The organism is Cytobacillus sp. EB106-05-05-XG126 (assembly GCF_058791715.1).
On sequence record NZ_JBYTDU010000001.1, the window covers coordinates 1,527,094 to 1,545,985 of the forward strand.

The following is an 18,892-nucleotide window of genomic DNA, read 5'->3' on the forward strand; positions in this document are numbered from 1 at the left end:
TCAATCAGCAGGGGCTTTTTCCCGCTTATTGATAGTTGAAATTCAGTCATAGTATCTTTTAGAGATTATTCTAATGGTAAAATAATGATATTACCTCTTTCCGCATGATAATATCATACCAAAAATAATTAAATATATCTCTATAAAAGAGTTGTTACCAGAAAGTTAATTCAGGATAGGAATCTGCCATCTTCGTATATTACAGCAGAGTCGGCGCCTTAGCGCCTGATCAGATTATGTATGTCCCTAAAGAGTAAAAGAACCCCCTATTGATAGAGGGTTCTAACTATAGAATAAATTAGACTGCAAGGATTTCTTTTTCTTTTTCTTTTGTTAATTCGTCAATCTTGCTGATATGGTCATCAGTAAGTTTTTGAATATCATCAGAAAAACCGCGGAGATCATCTTCAGTGATCTCTCCATTTTTCTCAAGCTTTTTCAGGTCATCATTGGCATCGCGGCGAACATTGCGGATGGCAACTTTTGCTTCTTCTGATTCTTTTTTAACAACCTTAACAAGCTCTTTACGGCGTTCTTCTGTTAGCTGCGGAATAGCCAGTCTAATTACACTGCCGTCATTTGAGGGATTTAAGCCGATATCAGATTTAAGGATGGCTTTTTCAATTTCTCCCAGAATGGTTTTGTCATAAGGCGTTATGACTAAAAGGCGCGCTTCAGGAGCAGACACCCCGGCAAGCTGGTTAACAGGAGTCGGCGCACCGTAGTAATCAACAGTGATGCGATCAAGCAAAGAAGCGTTGGCTTTACCTGCACGGATGCTCGCAAGCTCCCTTGTATAAGCTGAAATTGCTTTAGTCATTCTTTCTTTTGCATCTGAAATAACTTGTTTTGGCATTATTTTTTCCCCCTAACGATTGTTCCGATTGTTTCACCCATTACGGCGCGGTTAATATTGCCTTTTTCCATGATTGAAAATACAATTAACGGAATGTTGTTATCCATGCATAAAGATGATGCTGTAGAATCCATTACTGCCAATCCTTCTTTTAATACATCAAGATAGGAAAGTTCATCGTATTTCTTTGCGTTTTTATCAACACGCGGATCAGCTGAATAGACGCCATCCACATTGTTTTTCGCCATAAGAATTACTTCTGCTTCAATTTCTGCAGCTCGCAATGCTGCTGTAGTATCAGTAGAGAAGTAAGGATTTCCGGTTCCCGCAGCAAAGATTACAACCCGCTTTTTCTCGAGATGGCGGATGGCTCTTCTGCGGATGTACGGTTCAGCAACCTGTCTCATCTCGATTGAGGTTTGAACTCTCGTCTCCACTCCAAGATTCTCGAGGCTATCCTGTAATGCCAATGAGTTCATAACAGTTGCAAGCATACCCATATAGTCTGCATTTGCTCTGTCCATACCCATTTCTTCTCCGATCTTTCCTCGCCAGATGTTTCCGCCGCCAACTACAACAGCAACCTCGACACCTAGCTCAGCCAGATCCTTCACCTGTGCAGCAATTGATTTAATCACTGAAGGATTAATTCCGAAACCTTGCTCTCCTGCTAAAGCTTCTCCACTTAATTTCAAGACCACGCGTTTGAATTTTGGGCTGCTCATAAGAACCTCCATATGTAGTATAAAAAGCTCAAGCGCTTAAAGGCGCTATTGCTGCATTTACAATTTTATCTCATTCTTGAAAAACAGGGAACACAAAGTGTTCCCTGAGTCATAACTTGATTAATTTCTATTCAAAATTATTTCTTAACTTGGTTCATTACTTCTTCAGCGAAGTTGTCTTCACGCTTTTCGATGCCTTCTCCAACTTCATAGCGAACGAACTCAAGGATTTTTCCGCCTTTAGATTCAACGAATTTGCCAACTTTTTGATCAGGGTTTTTAACAAAAGCCTGGTCGTTTACGCAAACATCTTCGAAATACTTGCCTAGACGGCCTTCAACCATCTTTGCAACGATGTTCTCTGGCTTGCCTTCGTTAAGAGCCTGCTGAGTCAATACTTGACGCTCGCGCTCTACTTCGTCCTGTGACACTTCATCACGGGATACATATTTAGGGTTTAGGGCTGCAATATGCATTGCAACATCTTTCGCTGCATTTTCGTCTGTTGTTCCTTCAAGAACTGTTAATACACCAATGCGTCCGCCCATGTGAAGGTACGCACCAAATGCATCGCTGTCAGTTTTTGTTTTGATTTCAAAACGGCGAAGAGAAAGCTTTTCTCCGATTTTAGCAATCGCACTATTGATGTGAGATTCTAAAGTAGCACCGTTAGCCAATGTCTGGCCAGCTGCTTCTTCTACAGAAGCCGGCTTTGCAGAAAGTAAGTGCTCAGCGATTTCTTTAACAAGTGTTTGGAATCCTTCGTTTTTAGCAACGAAATCTGTTTCAGAGTTTACTTCAAGGATAACGGCTTCGTTTCCGTCAACCTTAACAGAAGTAAGACCTTCTGCAGCAATACGGTCACCTTTTTTAGCAGCTTTAGCAATTCCTTTTTCACGAAGGAAGTCGATTGCTTTTTCCATATCACCTTCAGTTTCCTGAAGTGCTTTTTTGCAGTCCATCATGCCTGCGCCTGTTTTTTCACGAAGTTCTTTAACCATTTGAGCAGTAATTGCCATTATGAGATCCTCCTTAATGAGTTATGTAATAATATCTTTACCATTTATTACTGTATAGAAAACTAAACTTTGCCTTTTCTTTAAAAAAAGGTGATAAAGGGTGCTCCCTCTTATCACCTTCTTTAAAATCAAGAAAAAAGCACCTTAGAGCTGTACAGCTCCAGCGCACCAGGGCGCGTCCGCTTTTCTATTAAGCAGTTGTAACTTCTTCACCTTGTTTAGCTTCAAGGATAGCATCTGCCATCTTGCCTGTTAATAATTTAACAGCACGGATAGCATCATCGTTTGCAGGGATTACAACATCAATTTCATCCGGATCACAGTTAGTATCAACGATACCAACGATAGGGATGTTTAATTTATGTGCTTCTGCAACAGCAATGCGCTCTTTGCGAGGGTCAATGATGAATAGAGCATCTGGAAGGCTCTTCATGTCTTTGATTCCGCCCAAGAACTTCTCTAAGCGCTCTTGCTCTTTCTTCAATTGAACAACTTCTTTTTTAGGAAGAACTTCAAAAGTTCCATCTTCAGACATTCTTTCGATATCCTTTAAACGCGAAATACGCTTTTGGATTGTTTCAAAGTTTGTTAAAGTTCCGCCCAACCAGCGCTGGTTAACATAGAACATACCAGAACGGATAGCTTCTTCTTTAACGGAATCTTGAGCTTGTTTCTTAGTTCCTACGAAAAGGATAGTACCGCCGTTTCCAGCAAGCTCCTTAACGAAGTTGTAAGCTTCTTCTACCTTCTTAACAGTCTTTTGAAGGTCGATGATGTAGATGCCGTTACGCTCAGTGAAGATATATTTCTTCATCTTAGGGTTCCAGCGGCGTGTTTGGTGTCCGAAGTGTACACCAGCTTCAAGCAATTGCTTCATTGAAATTACTGACATTTGTGTTTCCTCCTAATGGTTTTTATTTCCTCCGCCTATATCATTTTCAGCCGGCAACTGCATGTGAACAGCACCATCCGGCTAAATCCATAAGCGTGTGTATTAACACCATTTGTTAATATAGCATAAGTGTTTTTCACAATCAAGCTATTCTTGCTGATTTTGACGAAATTTAAGCATTAACTCGACTTCTGTCTTCCCTTTGCCTAATTTTTTGGCAATATCCCCCGCACTCATTCCCTGTTTTTTCAGAATAAATACTTGATCATTTATTGATGAAGGATTTTCTTCCTTAATTGACTGACTGCTATCTGACTGTGTGACAGATTCAGTTTCCTTTAAGGATGATAAGCTTTCTTTTTCACTCAATTTATGCTCTGCTGCCCTCAAAATTTGTTTGTAGGCTTTAGATGCCTGGTAAATGGACGCTCTGGCTAATGGCATTGATTTATCATCTGCTTTAGCTATATCTAGTTCATTTTTTCTGTCCAAATTTCCCGGGATGCTTTTCTCTTTTATAGAAGTATCGTTATTCGCATTGGACTTCGAAAGTTTGCTAATAAAATCATCGTTTTCTTCTTTCATCTGAACAAGGTACGCTGATATAACCTCTTCCATTTCAATAAGCACTTTTTCCTGTCTCTTCTCTGTATCCATTAGTTTATTCTGACGCAAATAAAGCAGAATAATGGCTAATAAGGCTACAATATTTAATAACAGGCTTATAGCTAATAGAAAAGCTGTCATGATATCCCTCTATCCGCTGTAGTCAATAACCTTCCCTTTGTAAGGATGGTTCTGTCTGTCATTGCTGTCTTTTTTTTGATCTTCTTTCCTATCATGTCCACCGGCCTTTTTTTGTCTTTGACTGTCATCATTGCCAAGATTGACATTTTGTTTATGCTCCTGTTTTACCACAGTTTCCCGCTGCTTTTCAGCATTTTCCCGGGTACTGTCGGCAGCAAACCCGCTAATGGTCTGTCCCCTCTGCTGAAGCTGATCCTGAATTTTACCTGCTTCGAACGTTCTAGGCAGTGCTATCTGAAGTTCTATTGATTTCAAACTCATCCCAGATCACACTCCTGATAACGGCTCACTTCTTATTTCTCCTTTTAGGAAATGAAACTTTAAAGATTTGATAGTTTGCTGAGTCACTTTAGAATACTTTCCAAAGTGAATTACAGTGTTAGGATAGATCTGCCCGTTTTCCGGTCAAAAGAGACTTCATTTAATAGATATGCATCACTGCCGTTTTCTGCAGGAACTCCTTTTGCTATTGGTATGGGATATTCCACTGAGAACGGATCTTTGCAGATTCTCTGAATTACTTCTTCGCTCACACCAAAAATGACCTTTTCATCAGCAAGCAGTTTATGAATCATTTCAGGCTGGACAGTTCCATTCAGTTCATCAATATCTATCGGCTGTATCCATGCAGATAAACCGTGAGCATCAACTAAAAGTTGAAAAAGATTTTCCATGCTGATTCCTTCCTTTGCAGAAAGAAATGGCATAAGACTATATGACTTTTTCCAGCAGCTGTCTCAGCTTAAAAATTGACTTTGAATGGATTTGGGATATGCGAGATGTTGATAGGCCCATTACTTCGCCAATTTCTGTAAGTGTTAACTCCTCTTTGTAAAATAAACTTAGCACAAGCTGCTCTTTTTCATTCAATTGTAAGATTTTTTCAGCCATTTCTTCCAAGATTTCATTTTTTAATACCTTTTCTTCTGGAATGATTGCTTTTTCATCCTTTATTGAATAACTGGCATCTTTTTCTTCTGAATCAGGCTGCTCATCAATTGAGAGGATGTTTGCGTAAAAATGTTCGTTCATAACAGAATACACTTCTTCTTCCTGCATATCTGTTTCTTCAGCAATTTCATAAACTGTTGCATTGCGCATAAGCCGCTGCTCCAGCTTCTCAGTAGCAGCTTCAATTTTTTTCGCCTTATCCCTCGTACTTCTGGGAAGCCAATCTTCTTTTCTTAATCCATCTAGAATGGCACCGCGAATTCGAAAGGAAGCATATGTATCAAATTTCAAATCTCTTGCAGGCTCAAACTTTTCCAGCGCATCATACAAACCCATTAGTCCAAGGCTTCGTATATCATCTCTTGAAACATTCTTCGGCAGGGCAGCGGATATTCGCTGAACATGATAGCTTACAAGAGGCAAATATTTTTTCACAAGAAAATTCCCCGCTTGAGCATCACGAGAGTCGACCCATTTAGCCCAGTATGTGCTTTCTTCGGTTATCATGTCTGCCATGGCCATCCTCCTCAAATGTTTCCATTTCTACTAATTATTGTTAGTATATCAAAACTTTTCTATAAAAATATTGCCTTTCATCCTAAACTGCTCAGTTCTTTTCCAAAATAAGGGGGTCTTTCGAAGAAATAATTGGAGAGAGCAATAATTTAACCGGAGAGAAAATCAGCTTGTATGGCTGGCAGTCAGTAATCATCCGGCAGCATTTAAGACTTTTATGACGATGTATATAAGGCTTGAACCTTCTCACCCTAGAACGAGAGTTTAAATAACAACTTGCCCTTTATTAACAGTCCGCACCATCAGGTCGCCTGATTGAGGATTGAATTCAATTGTTCTGCCGCTATGTCCGCCAACATCTTCACCTAAAATAGCAATCTTTAAGGAATTTAGTTCCTTTTTTACTGCTTCCACATTCCTTGGGCCAATCCTCATTAAATCACTTCCGGAGGAGTATTGGAACATTTGGGCTCCGCCGGCAATTTTGGCTTTTAATTGTGAAGCTTTTGCACCTTTTTTCTCCATCAGGCTCACTAAATCCCTGATTGCAGTATTAGCATATTTAGCTGAATTAAAGCTTGTGTTTTTTGCAAGAGATGAATCAGGCAGCATAATATGTGCCAGCCCGGCAATTTCTGCACTAAGATCATAAAGAACCACACCAACACAGGAACCAAGTCCTGATGTCCTGATTAATCCGGGAGTTTTAACAATATTCATATCTGCTATACCGACTTTTACAATTTCTTGAATACTATTCATAATCCGGAACTCCCAATGCCTTAAAGATTATTTGAAATGATTCAGGATCAGGCAGCAGAAAGAAATGGCCATTAACAGCATCCGTATTTTGAAGCTCATCATTTAAAGCTGTATCAATTACGATGGCATAATCGCTCACCTGCGAAATTTCCAGGAGACCTGTTCCGATAATTGCCCCCACCATATCAATGCTTAGCATCGGCACTGAAGGGAAAAGTGACAGCTTAGTAAAATCCGATAACGAAGATAAATATGATCCAGATAAAATGTTGCCAAGCTCCTGTAGAGCGGATAGAGCAAGTTCATCATATGGCAGCTCATCTGCACAAAAAGGAATGTTTCCAGGCAGTTCCCGAATAAAGATTTCAGCCTGTGTAAGAGGCAGGACAAAAAACATGCTGCCTGGGGCGTCTCCTTCTATCCTTAGAAACACCCCTGCCACAACATTTTCCGGGCCTCCTGCCATATCGATCATTTCATTAAAAGAAACAATTTTCACATCCGGAACAGACATATCAATTTTTTTATTAAGCAGCGTTGATAATGCAGTAGCCGCATGACCCGCACCAATATTCCCGATTTCTTTAAGAATATCCAATTGCATGCTGCTGATATTTTTTTCTAAAAAATTCATCCCGCTAATCCTTTTTCATCCTGAGCTGCCAATTCTTCAGGATTCAGAACTTTTTTTAAATCTATCAGGATAAATAACCGTTTTTCGATCTTTGTAACACCCTTGATAAAATCGGCATCTTCTGAACCTATTACCTCCGGAGGGGGTTCAATTGATTCAGGCGCCACATCAATCACATCATTTGCAGAATCTACAATCAAACCGACTTCCATATCGTTCAATACTGCGATGATGACTCGTGAATGCTCATTATATTCAGCCTCTTCAAGATTAAATCTGCTTCTCAGACTAATAATAGGTGTCACAACACCCCTTAAATTGATTACTCCTTTAACAAAACCGACTGTTCGAGGAACCCGGGTAATGTGCTCAACTTTCTCAATGGAACGCACCTGATTAACTGGAATTGCATATTCTTTGTCTTTCAGCTGAAATACAATCAATTTTAAATCCGCTGCTGCCGCCTCACTCAACATGTTCACTCCTCGTCAAAATGTATTATTTTATCAATGCATTGCAGTCCACTATCAGGGCAACCTGTCCATCTCCTAATATAGTTGCTCCGGAAATGGCAAACACGCTTGTTAAGTAGTTTCCTAGTGATTTTAAAACGACTTCCTGCTGCCCGATAAAGGAATCCACCACAAGCCCAGCCATCTTTTCCCCTTTTCTGACGATGACAATGGAAATGAATTCATCTTCATGAGTGTAAGATGGCACCTCAAAGATTTCCTTCAATGAAAGAAGCGGAACAACCTTGCCTCTGAAATCTATCACCTTCTGATTATGTGCACTTAAGACGTCTTCTTTTCTGATAATAGCTGTTTCAATAATAGAAGATAGAGGGATTGCATATTTTTCCTTTTCAATCTCAACGAGCATGACAGAAATAATGGATAAAGTTAATGGCAGCTGTATGGAGAATATGGACCCCTGTCCAACTTTTGAATCAATGGATACGGATCCTCCCAATGACTCAATTGTATTCTTGACAACATCCAGACCTACACCTCGTCCGGAAACATCCGAGATTTTATCCGCAGTTGAGAATCCTGAGGCAAAGATAAGTTCATATGCCTGTTTGTCGGTTAGTGCTGAAGCCGTTTGCTCTGTAATGATGCCATTTTTTAATGCTTTCTTTATAACCTTATCCTTGTTTATGCCTGCGCCATCATCCTCTATTTCAATGAAAACATGATTGCCGCTGTGATAAGCCTTTAGAATGACATTTCCTTCTTCACCTTTACCATTTGCTTTACGTACTTCCGGTGTTTCAACACCGTGGTCTAATGCATTTCGGATTAAGTGAACAAGCGGATCGCCAATTTCATCGATAACCGTTCGGTCCAGTTCGGTATCTGCACCGACAATTTCGAGATTAATCTTTTTGTTTAAATCTCTTGCTAATTGTCTGACCATTCTAGGGAAACGATTGAATACTGTTTCTATTGGGACCATGCGCATATTCAGAATAATATTCTGCAGGTCTCCAGAGATCCTTGACATATGCTCAACCGTTTCGTGGAGTTCCTGATTATTTAATTCCTTGGATATTTGTTCAAGTCTGCCTCTGTCAATCACCAGCTCTTCAAACAGGTTCATAAGGATATCCAGTCTCTCGATATTCACCCTAATGGTTTTGTTGCTGACTTGCTTTGCTGCAGGCGCCTTCTTTTCCTCTTTTGGCATATCTGAAGCACGATCTGTCTTCTCCTCCACTTCAGGCTGCAGAGTACTTTCCTCCTTCACAGCTTCCCGGGAGATGTAATTCCCCATAGAAACCTCCAGGACATCTATGCTGTCCACTTCTGAGACCTTCAAAAGTTTCTGTCGGATAACTTCGGGTGTTTCTTGGGTCACAATTGTTACAGAGAATTCCTGATCAAATTGCTCATCTTCAAGCTGCTCAACAGAAGGAGTGGCTTTTATCACTTCCCCGCTCTTCTCGAGGACCTCAAAAACCATAAAGACTCTGGCTGCTTTCAGCAGACAATCAGCCCGCAAGGCTATGGATATTTCATAGGTCTCAAAGCCCTGCTCCTTCGATTGCTGAATCACGGTCCACTCGAAATCATCATATGTACCCTTGGCCAGTCCTTGCGGTTCAGCAATAGCAGCTGCCGTTTCGGCTCTTGCTTTTGATAATGCCGGGCTTTCCCCTTTTTCTATGAGCATCAGCTTTTCAACAGCTATGGAAACATCCCTTTTGCCGTCTCCGCCTTCTGAAATTGATTGGACCATTGCTTCAAGATCATCAACAGCCAGAAAAACGACATCGAGAATTTCAGCATTTACCTTAATCTTCTGATTTCTGATTGCATCAAGAACATTTTCCATCTGATGAGTTAGATTTGCGAGATCTTCATAACCCATGGTGGCTGACATGCCTTTCAGCGTATGAGCTGATCTGAAAATCTCATTAACTATTTTTATATCATCAGGATTTTTCTCTAATTCAAGAAGCTGTTCATTGCACGACTGCAAATGCTCCTTGCTTTCTTCGATAAACACCTCTAAATATTGGTTCATCTCCATGTGCCTGCCCCCTCGGCTTTAAACAAATTTCAATATGGATTCTGCTATACGTTCAATATGCTGCACATCATCTGCCAGGCCTGACTCTATCACTGCTCTTGGCATTCCAAATACAACGGAGGATTCTTCTGATTCAGCGATGGCTTTTACTTCACCGCTTTTCTTCAGTCCCATCAGGCCATTTTTGCCATCTGATCCCATTCCAGTCATTATGACAGCAATCTTCCTGATCCCGTCAACTTCACCCACAGACTCAAACATCACATCAACTGAAGGTCTGTGTCCGTTCCTTGGAGGTGATTTATCCAAATGTATAACAAGATCCCTGCCTAACCTTGAAGCTGTCAAATGAAAGCCGCCAGGAGCAATATAGGCTGTCCCGTTTTTAAGAATATCTCCTTCTTCGGCTTCCTTAACCGATAACGCCGATAATCCGTTTAGTCTGCTTGCCAGTGACTTCGTAAATCCGGCAGGCATATGCTGAACAATTAGAATCGGTGCGTTAAGATCTCCCGGTAGATCCTTCAGCACCTTTTGTAGTGCCCGTGGTCCGCCAGTGGAAGTTCCCATACAGATAAGCTGTTTGACATTAAGGCTTGATTCATCAGCAGAACGATTAAGATAAATAGATTGGCGTGGTTCTATTTTACTATAATTTCGCTGAAGTCCGGCAGATTTTTTTCCAATACCTGAAAAATTAACCAGCCCTTTCATATTCGCGTTACTGGCCTGCACTACTTTATCTGTTAATTCAGTTTTAATTTTATGCAGATCCAGGGAAATTGGCCCAGATGGCTTTGCTATAAAATCTACTGCCCCATATTCCATGGCAGTAAAGGTATTATCAGTGCCTTCCTTCGTTGTGCTTGAAAGCATCACTACAGGAACAGGCATATTTTTCATAATTATTTTGAGAGCTTCCAGGCCGTTTAGAACCGGCATTTCAACATCCATTGTTACCACATCAGGAGTTAATTCTTTAATTCTCCTTAAGCCTTCTTCTCCGTTTCTGGCTGTCCCAACAACTTGAATTCTCTCATCTTCAGAGAGGAGATCCGCAATCAGTTTCCTCATAAAGGCTGAATCATCCACTACAAGCACTTTTATAGTCTTCATGCTGATTCACCCCCTATTAAAAAGAAATTTTTTGAGCTTTGAAATAAATTGGGAAGTATGATACTCACCAGCAGGCCCTCCAGGCCTGCCGCCAACTTTCTCAGTCATACTCCGAATTGCTTTTGAAGCAGCTGAATTTTCATGATAAATAATGAAAGGAATCTGCCGTTTAACAGCCTGCTGTATGGTGCGATCATCCGGAATAATTCCCAGGAGGTCAGCATCCCTCCCTAAAAACCTTGATGCGACAGCAGAAATCCTTTTATATGTTTCCTGCCCTTCCCGTTCTCCTTCAGACCTGTTAATGACCAATTGAAATGGAATCTTATCATCCAAAAGATGTATATTCTTCATTACTGAGTATGCATCTGTAATAGACGTTGGTTCAGGTGTAGTAATGACCGCTATTTCCTGAACAGAGAGTATGAACTTCGCCGATTCTTCCGTAATGCCTGCACCCATATCAAAAATGATATAATCATAGTTTTGAATGAGCTGGGCAAGTTCTCCGGTAAATCTGGAAATTTGCTCATCATCGAGTTTCACAATATGCGAAAGGCCCGTCCCGCCGCCAATATAATTCAGTCCATATGGCCCCTCTGAAATAATATTATTTAAAGGTATATCCATTTCTAAAAAATCAGCAATTGAATACTCAGCTGATCTTCCCATGAGAATCTCAACATTCCCCATGCCGATATCCAAATCGAATAACAATACTCTGCAGCCCGTTTTGGATAGGGAAATAGAGAAATTCAATGAAAAATTTGTTTTCCCTACTCCCCCTTTTCCGCTTACCACTGCAATTGTTTTTAATTGATGACTTCGGCCGTCTTTTTCTTTCAGTCTTGCTCTTAGCCTTTCTGCCTGATCGTTCATTTCTTATTCCCCATTAGTTGTTTTACAATAGCTTCCGGCCCTGCCATCAGGATATCATCAGGAACATCCTGGCCATTTGTAATATAAGCTGCGCCTTTTTTGTATTTATGAATGATGTTGTACATGGCACCGTAAGTTGACGTTTCATCTGCCTTTGTAAAGATAAGTTTATCAATGTCTATGATTGAAAACTGATTATATATATCTTCCATATCCTTTTGTTTCGCGGTAAGCGAGAGCACTAAAAAAGTTTCCATATCCTTCTCAAAGTCAATCATATTCTTTAAATCTTCCACATACTGTCTGTTCCTGAAATTCCGTCCGGCTGTATCTATTAGTACAAGGTCGTAATCTTTCAGTTTCTCTGCTGCCTGTCTGAAGTCATCTATTGTATAGCAAACTTCTAAAGGTATATCCAGGATGCCTGCATATGTTTTTAATTGATCGATCGCCGCGATCCTGTAGGTGTCGGCTGTGATAAATGCAGCCTTTTTTTTATGTTTAATTACACACTCTGCTGCCATCTTCGCCAAGGTAGTTGTTTTCCCTACGCCAGTTGGACCTGCTACATTAATATATTTTTTGGTGAATGAAATCCCGCTGAATGGAATATTCTCAATTTGCTTTATCAGTTCTTCATGCATCCAGGCTTCTACTTCAATAACTTTAGCTTTGGCACCGCCCAGGTACCATTTTTCCAGCAATACTTGAAGCACTTGGTCCTGAATGGAATTGTCAATTTCCTGTTCTTTGAGAACATGCATGACTTTTCTTATCGGTTCAGGGTAAACCATACTTATCTGCTGTCCACCGGCCAATGAGGACATCATTTGTTTTAAGCTGCTAATCTCTCTAATCAGCTCATTTGAAGTTTTCGATCCTGTAAATAGGGACTCTTCAGTGTTTTCCTTGAAATGATTTGCAGCAGCAGGGATTACTGCAGGCTTAACAGCGGGTTTTTGCTCTATTTCCTGATTTGGATCTGCTGCTGCCATCACTTCTATACTTCTCTTCTTAAAAAAGCCTAAAACCCCGCCTGTATATACTACTCGTGAATTTAAAATTACGGCATCTTTACCCAGTTCCGCGCGTATTTGTTTCATCGCATCAGGCATGGACGCTGCCATGAACTTTTTTACCTTCAATCTATATTCACCACCCCGACACTTTGAACTTCCGCATTTGCTTCCAGCTCGTTATAGGAAAGGATAGGTATTTGCGGGAAATACCTTTCTGTTAATTGTCTGACATACATTCTGACTGCTGGAGAACAAAGGACAATTGGCGTCTGCTCCATCAATGAAAGCTGTTCAACCTGGGACGCTATCGATTCAAGAATATTCTGCGATACCGCAGGATCCATGGATAAATAATTGCCATGTTCTGTCTGCTGAACACCTTCTGCAACCATTTTCTCAACTCTCCCTGAAAGGGTAACGACTTTTATAGAGTCACCCTGCTGTGAAAACTGGTTCGTGATTTGTCTGGCCAAAGACTGACGGGCATATTCTGTAAGTAAATCTGTATCACTTGTAGATTTGGCAAAATCGGCAAGCGTTTCAAAAATAACCGGCAAATTCCGGATCGAGATGTTTTCCTTCAATAATTTTGCAAGCACCTTTTGAACTTCACCGACAGACAGCGGATTTGGTGTAACTTCTTCAACAAGGATCGGATAGCTTTCCTTAACATGATCAATCAGCTGTTTTGTTTCCTGGCGTCCTAATAACTCATGTGCATTGCTTTTTATAACCTCTGTTATATGAGTAGATACAACAGATGGAGGGTCAACGACTGTATAGCCGAAAATTTCTGCCTGCTCTTTCATTTCTTCTGTTATCCATTTTGCCGGCAGGCCGAAGGAAGGCTCAATCGTATTAATACCTTCGATGCTATCATCATCAATACCGGGACTCATTGCCAAGTAATGATCAAGCAGAAGCTCTCCGCGGGCCATTTCATTTCCTTTTATCTTCAATCTGTATTCATTCGGCTGCAGCTGAATATTATCACGTATTCTAACTACCGGAATGACTAGACCCAATTCAATCGCCAGCTGTCTTCTGATCATGACAATCCTGTCCAGAAGGTCCCCGCCCTGATTCGTATCAGCAAGAGGTATTAACCCATAGCCAAACTCGAATTCTATCGGATCTACATTTAATAGGTTAACCACACTTTCAGGACTTTTCATTTCATCGGTCTCGATTTCTTCTTCCATCTCCAGCAATTGTTCCTTATCCGGCTGTGGAGTCTTGGCAATCGTATATCCGCCAAAAATCATCAAGCCGCCAATCGGCAGTGTTAAAACGAGCCCTATTGGTGTCAATAACCCTAGCAGAATGATAGTTCCGCCAGTAACATATAACATTTTCGGATAAGCAAATAGCTGGGAAGTAATATCTTTACCAATATTTCCATCTGACGCCGCTCTTGTTACGACAATACCCGTCGCCGTAGAGATTAGCAGTGCCGGAATCTGACTGACAATTCCGTCTCCGACGGTCAGTGTAGAATATTTCATCGCAGCCTCTCCAAACGGCAGCCCCAGCTGCATCATCCCAATGACTACTCCGAACAGAAGATTTATTAGAGTTATAATGATTCCTGCAATGGCGTCACCTTTTACAAATTTACTGGCTCCATCCATTGAACCGTAAAAATCAGATTCACGGCTGATTTTTTCACGTCGCTCGCGGGCTTCATGCTCAGAGATCATCCCTGCATTTAAGTCTGCATCGATACTCATCTGTTTACCCGGCATGGCGTCAAGTGTAAAACGCGCCGCAACTTCAGAAACCCTCTCAGAACCTTTGGTAATGACGATAAATTGAATAATAATGAGGATTAAGAATACAACGAGTCCGACTATGACATTACCTCCGGTTACAAATGAACCAAATGTTTCAACGACCTTTCCTGCTTCCCCTTCCGATAAAATGGATCTGGTTGTTGACACATTCAATCCCAGCCTGAATAAAGTCATTAACAATATTAGGGAAGGAAAAATAGAAAACTCGAGCGCTTCCTTCATATTCATGGCCGTCAGCAAAACCATAAGTGCAAGGGCAATATTAATGATTATCAGTACACTTAAAAGCCAAGGCGGGAAAGGAATAATAAGCATGGCTACTATTAGAATTACACTCATCAATACTGATAAGTCTCTTACTTGCATTGAAACTCTCTCCTTACAAGAAAAGCGCAGGCGCTGGAGCTGGTCAGTTATCGCTGTTTAAATAACAATACTTTTTTATCTTACAAAAAGCGGAACCGCCAGCTATTTCATATTTCTTTAGTTAAATTTTGTTTTTAGTTCTGTACACATAAGCTAAAATCTCTGCAACAGCTTTGAAAAACTCTTCAGGGATAGCCTGGCCAATTTCTGCCTGAGTATAAAGAGCCCTGGCAAGCGGCCTGTTTTCAACAGCGATCACATCATGCTCCTTTGCGATTAATTTAATCTTTTGGGCAACAAAGTCCACACCTTTCGCCACTACAATAGGAGCATCACTTTTTGTTTCATCATAGCTCAAGGCTATGGCAAAATGTGTCGGGTTGGTAATAACCACATCCGCTTTTGGGACTTCCTGCATCATCCTTCTCATTGCCATTTCCCTCTGTCTTTGCTTAATCTTGGATTTAATTAACGGATCCCCTTCAATATTTTTGTGTTCATCCTTAATGTCCTGTTTTGACATGCGAATGTTCTTTTCAAAATCGTATTTTTGATACAGATAGTCCAAGACGGATAAAAATAGCAGTGCCGCTGAAGCAATTAAACCCATTTGAACGGTCAGGCTGGCAATTGTGGCCATCGCCGTTCCTGCTGATTTTTGAGAAAGAAATAATATTTCATCTATCCTTAACCATAAAACGGTAAACGCAGCGACACCGACAAAAGCAATCTTAAGCATTGACTTTAGCAGCTCCACGATTGCCCTCATTGAAAAAATGCGCTTAAAGCCTTTTATTGGATCCAGTTTCTCCAATTTAGGCTGTATGGCTTCTGTTGAAAAAAGAGTACCTACCTGCATGAAATTTGCAGCTATACCCGCAAGCATAGCAATCAGCATGATAGGACCTAAAAAAAGCACCAGTTCCTTTAGTACATCAAGAAAAATCACCTGAACATTCGCCTCTGTCAGCGGCATCATCATATAATCATTAAATGAATGCGTAAATATATAAAGGATGATATTCTTCAAATACGATCCGGCAAACAGCAAAAACAGAAACACAGCTAAAAGGACGATGGCTGTATTAACATCCTGGCTTTTGGCTACTTGTCCTTTTTTTCTGGAATCCTGCCTTTTTTTCGGAGTGGCTTTTTCTGTTTTTTCTCCAGAAAACAGCTGAAGATCTAGAGAAAGCAGTAACCTCATTCTATGAACCTCCCATAAGCTCCATAAGCCCTCTCATTGTCTGCAGCATCGTTTCAATCGCAAGGGAAAAAGCATATATTAATACACTCATAACAACGATCAGAACAATAAAACTGACGCCTATTTTCAAAGGAAGTCCTACGACGAAAACATTTAGCTGCGGAACTGTCCTGGCGACAATCCCTAACGCAACATCTACAAGAAACAGACTGCCGACAACAGGGATGGACATCTGAAAGGCAATAACGAACATCGTATTCATGGCTTTAATGACATATTCAGCCATATTTTCATCCCCGAAAGAAATCCATGCCTGATCCAGCGGGATAAAATTATAGCTGTAAAACACTCCATCAAGCATGAGATGGTGGCCATTAACGGTTAATAAAAAAAAGAGAGCGATCGTATACAAATACTGTCCCATTAAAGGGCTCTGCGCTCCTGTCTGCGGATCAATCACATTCGCAATGGCAAAACCCATCTGGAAATCAATAAATCCTCCGGCAATTTGAATGGCTGAAAGGATTAAATAGGCAATAAATCCAACCATCAGCCCAACCAATGCTTCTTTTATGGTTAAAAGAAAAAATGTGCCGTCAATTTCAAGAGCAGGGACATCCATGCCCAGGAACATAATCCAGGCCAAAAAGAAGCCTAGGCCAATTTTGTGTGATGCCGGGATGGATCTGTAAGAAAAAAGGGGCATCATTAAAAAGAAAGATGTCACCCTTACAAAAATAAGTAAAAAGGCAGGAAAAGAAGGCAGAAAATCTAACATGTCATCAGCCTACAAACCTGGTCAAATTAGAGAAAATCTCATTTGCATACGAGAGCATGTGGCTAAGCATCCAAGGACCAAAGAATACAACACCTACAAGGACCGCTACAATTTTAGGAATAAAAGCCAGCGTCTGTTCCTGAATTTGAGTTGTAGCCTGAAAAATGCTGACAACTAAGCCGACTACTAGTGCCAAAATTAGCAAGGGACCACAAATCATCAATACAGTGATGATCCCTCTTTCTGCAATGGATATAACTGTTTCTGGAGTCATTCTGAATGTTCACCTGCTTAAAAGCTTTGTAAAAGGGATTTAACTACTAAGTACCATCCGTCCACAAGTACAAATAATAATATTTTGAACGGAAGCGAAATCATAACCGGAGGAAGCATCATCATCCCCATGGACATCAACACACTTGCAACAACCATGTCGATAACCAGAAAAGGAATAAAAATCATAAAGCCAATTTGAAAAGCTGTCTTAATTTCACTTATGGCAAATGCCGGAACAAGACTCGTAAGCGGAATATCTTCAATGGAAGCCGGCGCTTCAGCCCCGGAGTATTCAAGAAATAGAGCCAAGTCCTTCTGCCTTGTATGGGCACTCATAAATTCCTTGAAGGGTATTGATGCTTTTTCATACGCTTGTTCCAGATTTATTTCTTCATTGAATAAAGGAGTTAAAGCCTGTTTGTTCACTTCCTGCATGGTTGGAGCCATAATAAAGAATGTCAGGAATAAGGATAGGCCGATTATAACCTGGTTCGGCGGCATTTGCTGAGTAGCAAGCGCCGTTCTGACAAAGGAAAGAACGATGACAATCCTTGTAAAGCATGTCATTAATATTAGAATACTCGGTGCGAGAGAAAGTACCGTCAGCAATAAAAAAAGCTTCACAGATGCAGATACATTTTCAGGAGAGCTGCTATTAAAAAACTCCATGAATTCATTCATCTTTCTTCTGGCCCTTTCTTTCTAACTCATCAAACAGTTTTTTTCTGCCCTTTTTCATTTCATCCAGCTGAATCCCGAGCAGTGCACTGAAGTTTTGGCTGCCTTGCTTGTTTTCCTCTGTTTGCTGTGTTCTTTTCATCACCTTTGTCACAATGTCGCTTGGACGGATAAGCTGTTCCAGTTTGTCATTATGTTCTTTGATGATCTGGCTGTACTCTTCTGAGTTGTCTATTTCTTTTAACAGCTGAATATTTTCTCCTACCCCTACTACCAAAATGCGTTTTCCAACCTTAATCAGCTGAATTGACCTGTTTGCACCTAAAGCTGTCCCTCCAAGGTTTTCAACCAATTGTGACCTGTTATACACCTTACTTTTTTTATTGATGAACTTTAGGAGACCATACAGTAATCCAATCGTGAAGCCTGTTGCTAAAATCATCTTTATAAAATCCCAAAAAGTAAGGCCAATTTTGCCGCTTTCATCCTGTTCTTTCTGTCCTTCTGCTGTCTTTGAATCCTTTGAATCCTTTGATTCTTTTAACTCCTGTTTTCCGCATTCCTCAGGATTTTTCATACATTCTTTAACACTATTATTCAATTGCTCTGCCTGGGCCTGCGGCTGCACGCCCAGCAGAACAATTGAAAACAACAGCAGCAAAGAAATCACTTTCTTTACATTACACACTATTTTGCACCCTCTAAAAAGAATAATGACTATCCCAAAGTTTTGCCGATTGCTTCCAGTACTCTATCAGCCTGGAACGGTTTTACAATAAAATCCTTTGCTCCAGCCTGAATGGCATCAATAACCATCGCCTGCTGGCCCATTGCAGAACACATAATGACTTTTGCAGCTGGATTTAATTTTTTAATTTCTTTCAGAGCTGTAATTCCATCCATTTCCGGCATGGTTATATCCATTGTGACAAGGTCAGGCTGTGTTTCCTTATATTTTTCAACAGCCTGTGAACCGTCAGCAGCTTCGCCTACTACGTCATACCCATTCTTGGATAAAATATCTTTGATCATCATTCGCATAAAAGCTGCATCGTCAACTATTAAAATTTTATGTGCCATTCT

General features: G+C 40.6%; 22 protein-coding genes. All 22 read right to left on the reverse strand.

Annotation, left to right across the window (positions count from 1 at the left end):
• Window positions 1-298: 298 nt before the first annotated feature.
• The 22 genes from frr to AC3WTL_RS07650 all read right to left on the reverse strand — a co-directional run bounded on the left by frr (window position 299) and on the right by AC3WTL_RS07650 (window position 18,889).
• Window positions 299-856 carry a ribosome recycling factor gene (gene frr / locus AC3WTL_RS07545; protein ID WP_076255829.1) on the reverse strand — a complete coding sequence of 186 codons (558 nt, stop codon included), beginning with the start codon at window positions 854-856 and terminating at the stop codon, window positions 299-301.
• Complete coding sequence (gene pyrH / locus AC3WTL_RS07550) at window positions 856-1,581, reverse strand: UMP kinase (protein ID WP_163145104.1); 726 nt, start codon at window positions 1,579-1,581, stop codon at window positions 856-858. The genes frr and pyrH overlap by 1 nt, the downstream gene beginning before the upstream one ends.
• 137 nt (window positions 1,582-1,718) lie before the next feature.
• Window positions 1,719-2,600: a translation elongation factor Ts gene (gene tsf, locus AC3WTL_RS07555; protein WP_248346950.1), complete on the reverse strand. Its 882-nt coding sequence runs from the start codon at window positions 2,598-2,600 to the stop codon at window positions 1,719-1,721.
• Window positions 2,601-2,790: 190 nt separating this feature from the next.
• On the reverse strand, window positions 2,791-3,492 hold the full coding sequence (rpsB, locus tag AC3WTL_RS07560) for a 30S ribosomal protein S2 (RefSeq protein WP_035329011.1): 702 nt from the start codon (window positions 3,490-3,492) through the stop codon (window positions 2,791-2,793).
• Between the two features lie 147 nt (window positions 3,493-3,639).
• Entirely contained in the window at window positions 3,640-4,239 is a 600-nt protein-coding gene (locus AC3WTL_RS07565; RefSeq protein ID WP_222496969.1) for a DUF6115 domain-containing protein, read from the reverse strand.
• Between the two features lie 9 nt (window positions 4,240-4,248).
• Complete coding sequence (locus AC3WTL_RS07570) at window positions 4,249-4,560, reverse strand: hypothetical protein (RefSeq protein WP_252221509.1); 312 nt, start codon at window positions 4,558-4,560, stop codon at window positions 4,249-4,251.
• 110 nt (window positions 4,561-4,670) lie between these two features.
• Window positions 4,671-4,973: a flagellar assembly protein A gene (locus AC3WTL_RS07575; RefSeq protein ID WP_248346945.1), complete on the reverse strand. Its 303-nt coding sequence runs from the start codon at window positions 4,971-4,973 to the stop codon at window positions 4,671-4,673.
• Between the two features lie 37 nt (window positions 4,974-5,010).
• Window positions 5,011-5,766 (reverse strand): FliA/WhiG family RNA polymerase sigma factor, encoded by a 756-nt coding sequence (locus AC3WTL_RS07580; RefSeq protein ID WP_048009002.1) that lies wholly within the window; start codon window positions 5,764-5,766, stop codon window positions 5,011-5,013.
• 264 nt (window positions 5,767-6,030) lie between these two features.
• Window positions 6,031-6,528 (reverse strand): chemotaxis protein CheD, encoded by a 498-nt coding sequence (locus AC3WTL_RS07585; RefSeq protein ID WP_197214875.1) that lies wholly within the window; start codon window positions 6,526-6,528, stop codon window positions 6,031-6,033.
• Window positions 6,521-7,162: a chemotaxis protein CheC gene (locus AC3WTL_RS07590; RefSeq protein WP_163145101.1), complete on the reverse strand. Its 642-nt coding sequence runs from the start codon at window positions 7,160-7,162 to the stop codon at window positions 6,521-6,523. Before AC3WTL_RS07590 ends, AC3WTL_RS07585 begins: the two co-directional genes overlap by 8 nt.
• On the reverse strand, window positions 7,159-7,638 hold the full coding sequence (locus AC3WTL_RS07595) for a chemotaxis protein CheW (RefSeq protein WP_197087616.1): 480 nt from the start codon (window positions 7,636-7,638) through the stop codon (window positions 7,159-7,161). The genes AC3WTL_RS07590 and AC3WTL_RS07595 overlap by 4 nt, the downstream gene beginning before the upstream one ends.
• 22 nt (window positions 7,639-7,660) lie before the next feature.
• Complete coding sequence (locus AC3WTL_RS07600; protein ID WP_222496973.1) at window positions 7,661-9,697, reverse strand: chemotaxis protein CheA; 2,037 nt, start codon at window positions 9,695-9,697, stop codon at window positions 7,661-7,663.
• 18 nt (window positions 9,698-9,715) lie between these two features.
• Entirely contained in the window at window positions 9,716-10,813 is a 1,098-nt protein-coding gene (locus AC3WTL_RS07605) for a protein-glutamate methylesterase/protein-glutamine glutaminase (RefSeq protein WP_252221506.1), read from the reverse strand.
• A gap of 6 nt (window positions 10,814-10,819) precedes the next feature.
• The gene (locus tag AC3WTL_RS07610) at window positions 10,820-11,692 is read right to left on the reverse strand and encodes a MinD/ParA family protein (RefSeq protein ID WP_222496975.1); all 873 of its coding nucleotides are present in this window, start codon (window positions 11,690-11,692) and stop codon (window positions 10,820-10,822) included.
• Window positions 11,689-12,837 (reverse strand): flagellar biosynthesis GTPase FlhF, encoded by a 1,149-nt coding sequence (gene flhF, locus AC3WTL_RS07615; RefSeq protein WP_252221505.1) that lies wholly within the window; start codon window positions 12,835-12,837, stop codon window positions 11,689-11,691. The genes AC3WTL_RS07610 and flhF overlap by 4 nt, the downstream gene beginning before the upstream one ends.
• Entirely contained in the window at window positions 12,834-14,870 is a 2,037-nt protein-coding gene (gene flhA, locus AC3WTL_RS07620) for a flagellar biosynthesis protein FlhA (protein WP_248346942.1), read from the reverse strand. Before flhA ends, flhF begins: the two co-directional genes overlap by 4 nt.
• Window positions 14,871-14,991: 121 nt before the next feature.
• A complete protein-coding gene (flhB, locus tag AC3WTL_RS07625) occupies window positions 14,992-16,077 on the reverse strand; it encodes a flagellar biosynthesis protein FlhB (RefSeq protein WP_222496978.1) in 1,086 nt (361 codons plus the stop codon).
• A 1-nt stretch (window position 16,078) separates the two neighbouring features.
• Window positions 16,079-16,855, reverse strand: a complete 777-nt coding sequence (gene fliR, locus AC3WTL_RS07630; protein WP_197214867.1) for a flagellar biosynthetic protein FliR — start codon at window positions 16,853-16,855, stop codon at window positions 16,079-16,081.
• A gap of 4 nt (window positions 16,856-16,859) precedes the next feature.
• A complete protein-coding gene (gene fliQ, locus AC3WTL_RS07635; RefSeq protein ID WP_009330744.1) occupies window positions 16,860-17,129 on the reverse strand; it encodes a flagellar biosynthesis protein FliQ in 270 nt (89 codons plus the stop codon).
• Window positions 17,130-17,146: 17 nt separating this feature from the next.
• Window positions 17,147-17,812 carry a flagellar type III secretion system pore protein FliP gene (fliP, locus tag AC3WTL_RS07640; protein ID WP_197214866.1) on the reverse strand — a complete coding sequence of 222 codons (666 nt, stop codon included), beginning with the start codon at window positions 17,810-17,812 and terminating at the stop codon, window positions 17,147-17,149.
• Window positions 17,805-18,497 (reverse strand): flagellar biosynthetic protein FliO, encoded by a 693-nt coding sequence (locus tag AC3WTL_RS07645; protein WP_248346940.1) that lies wholly within the window; start codon window positions 18,495-18,497, stop codon window positions 17,805-17,807. Before AC3WTL_RS07645 ends, fliP begins: the two co-directional genes overlap by 8 nt.
• A 29-nt stretch (window positions 18,498-18,526) precedes the next feature.
• Entirely contained in the window at window positions 18,527-18,889 is a 363-nt protein-coding gene (locus AC3WTL_RS07650; protein WP_222496980.1) for a response regulator, read from the reverse strand.
• Window positions 18,890-18,892: the final 3 nt, after the last annotated feature.

Coding starts and splice junctions, on each gene's coding strand:
- frr (WP_076255829.1), bottom strand. CDS start 856: ATGCCAAAACAAGTTATTTCAGATGCAAAAGAAAGAATGACTAAAGCA.
- pyrH (WP_163145104.1), bottom strand. CDS start 1,581: ATGAGCAGCCCAAAATTCAAACGCGTGGTCTTGAAATTAAGTGGAGAA.
- tsf (WP_248346950.1), bottom strand. CDS start 2,600: ATGGCAATTACTGCTCAAATGGTTAAAGAACTTCGTGAAAAAACAGGC.
- rpsB (WP_035329011.1), bottom strand. CDS start 3,492: ATGTCAGTAATTTCAATGAAGCAATTGCTTGAAGCTGGTGTACACTTC.
- AC3WTL_RS07565 (WP_222496969.1), bottom strand. CDS start 4,239: ATGACAGCTTTTCTATTAGCTATAAGCCTGTTATTAAATATTGTAGCC.
- AC3WTL_RS07570 (WP_252221509.1), bottom strand. CDS start 4,560: ATGAGTTTGAAATCAATAGAACTTCAGATAGCACTGCCTAGAACGTTC.
- AC3WTL_RS07575 (WP_248346945.1), bottom strand. CDS start 4,973: ATGGAAAATCTTTTTCAACTTTTAGTTGATGCTCACGGTTTATCTGCA.
- AC3WTL_RS07580 (WP_048009002.1), bottom strand. CDS start 5,766: ATGGCAGACATGATAACCGAAGAAAGCACATACTGGGCTAAATGGGTC.
- AC3WTL_RS07585 (WP_197214875.1), bottom strand. CDS start 6,528: ATGAATAGTATTCAAGAAATTGTAAAAGTCGGTATAGCAGATATGAAT.
- AC3WTL_RS07590 (WP_163145101.1), bottom strand. CDS start 7,162: ATGAATTTTTTAGAAAAAAATATCAGCAGCATGCAATTGGATATTCTT.
- AC3WTL_RS07595 (WP_197087616.1), bottom strand. CDS start 7,638: ATGTTGAGTGAGGCGGCAGCAGCGGATTTAAAATTGATTGTATTTCAG.
- AC3WTL_RS07600 (WP_222496973.1), bottom strand. CDS start 9,697: ATGGAGATGAACCAATATTTAGAGGTGTTTATCGAAGAAAGCAAGGAG.
- AC3WTL_RS07605 (WP_252221506.1), bottom strand. CDS start 10,813: ATGAAGACTATAAAAGTGCTTGTAGTGGATGATTCAGCCTTTATGAGG.
- AC3WTL_RS07610 (WP_222496975.1), bottom strand. CDS start 11,692: ATGAACGATCAGGCAGAAAGGCTAAGAGCAAGACTGAAAGAAAAAGAC.
- flhA (WP_248346942.1), bottom strand. CDS start 14,870: ATGCAAGTAAGAGACTTATCAGTATTGATGAGTGTAATTCTAATAGTA.
- flhB (WP_222496978.1), bottom strand. CDS start 16,077: ATGAGGTTACTGCTTTCTCTAGATCTTCAGCTGTTTTCTGGAGAAAAA.
- fliR (WP_197214867.1), bottom strand. CDS start 16,855: ATGTTAGATTTTCTGCCTTCTTTTCCTGCCTTTTTACTTATTTTTGTA.
- fliQ (WP_009330744.1), bottom strand. CDS start 17,129: ATGACTCCAGAAACAGTTATATCCATTGCAGAAAGAGGGATCATCACT.
- fliP (WP_197214866.1), bottom strand. CDS start 17,812: ATGAATGAATTCATGGAGTTTTTTAATAGCAGCTCTCCTGAAAATGTA.
- AC3WTL_RS07650 (WP_222496980.1), bottom strand. CDS start 18,889: ATGGCACATAAAATTTTAATAGTTGACGATGCAGCTTTTATGCGAATG.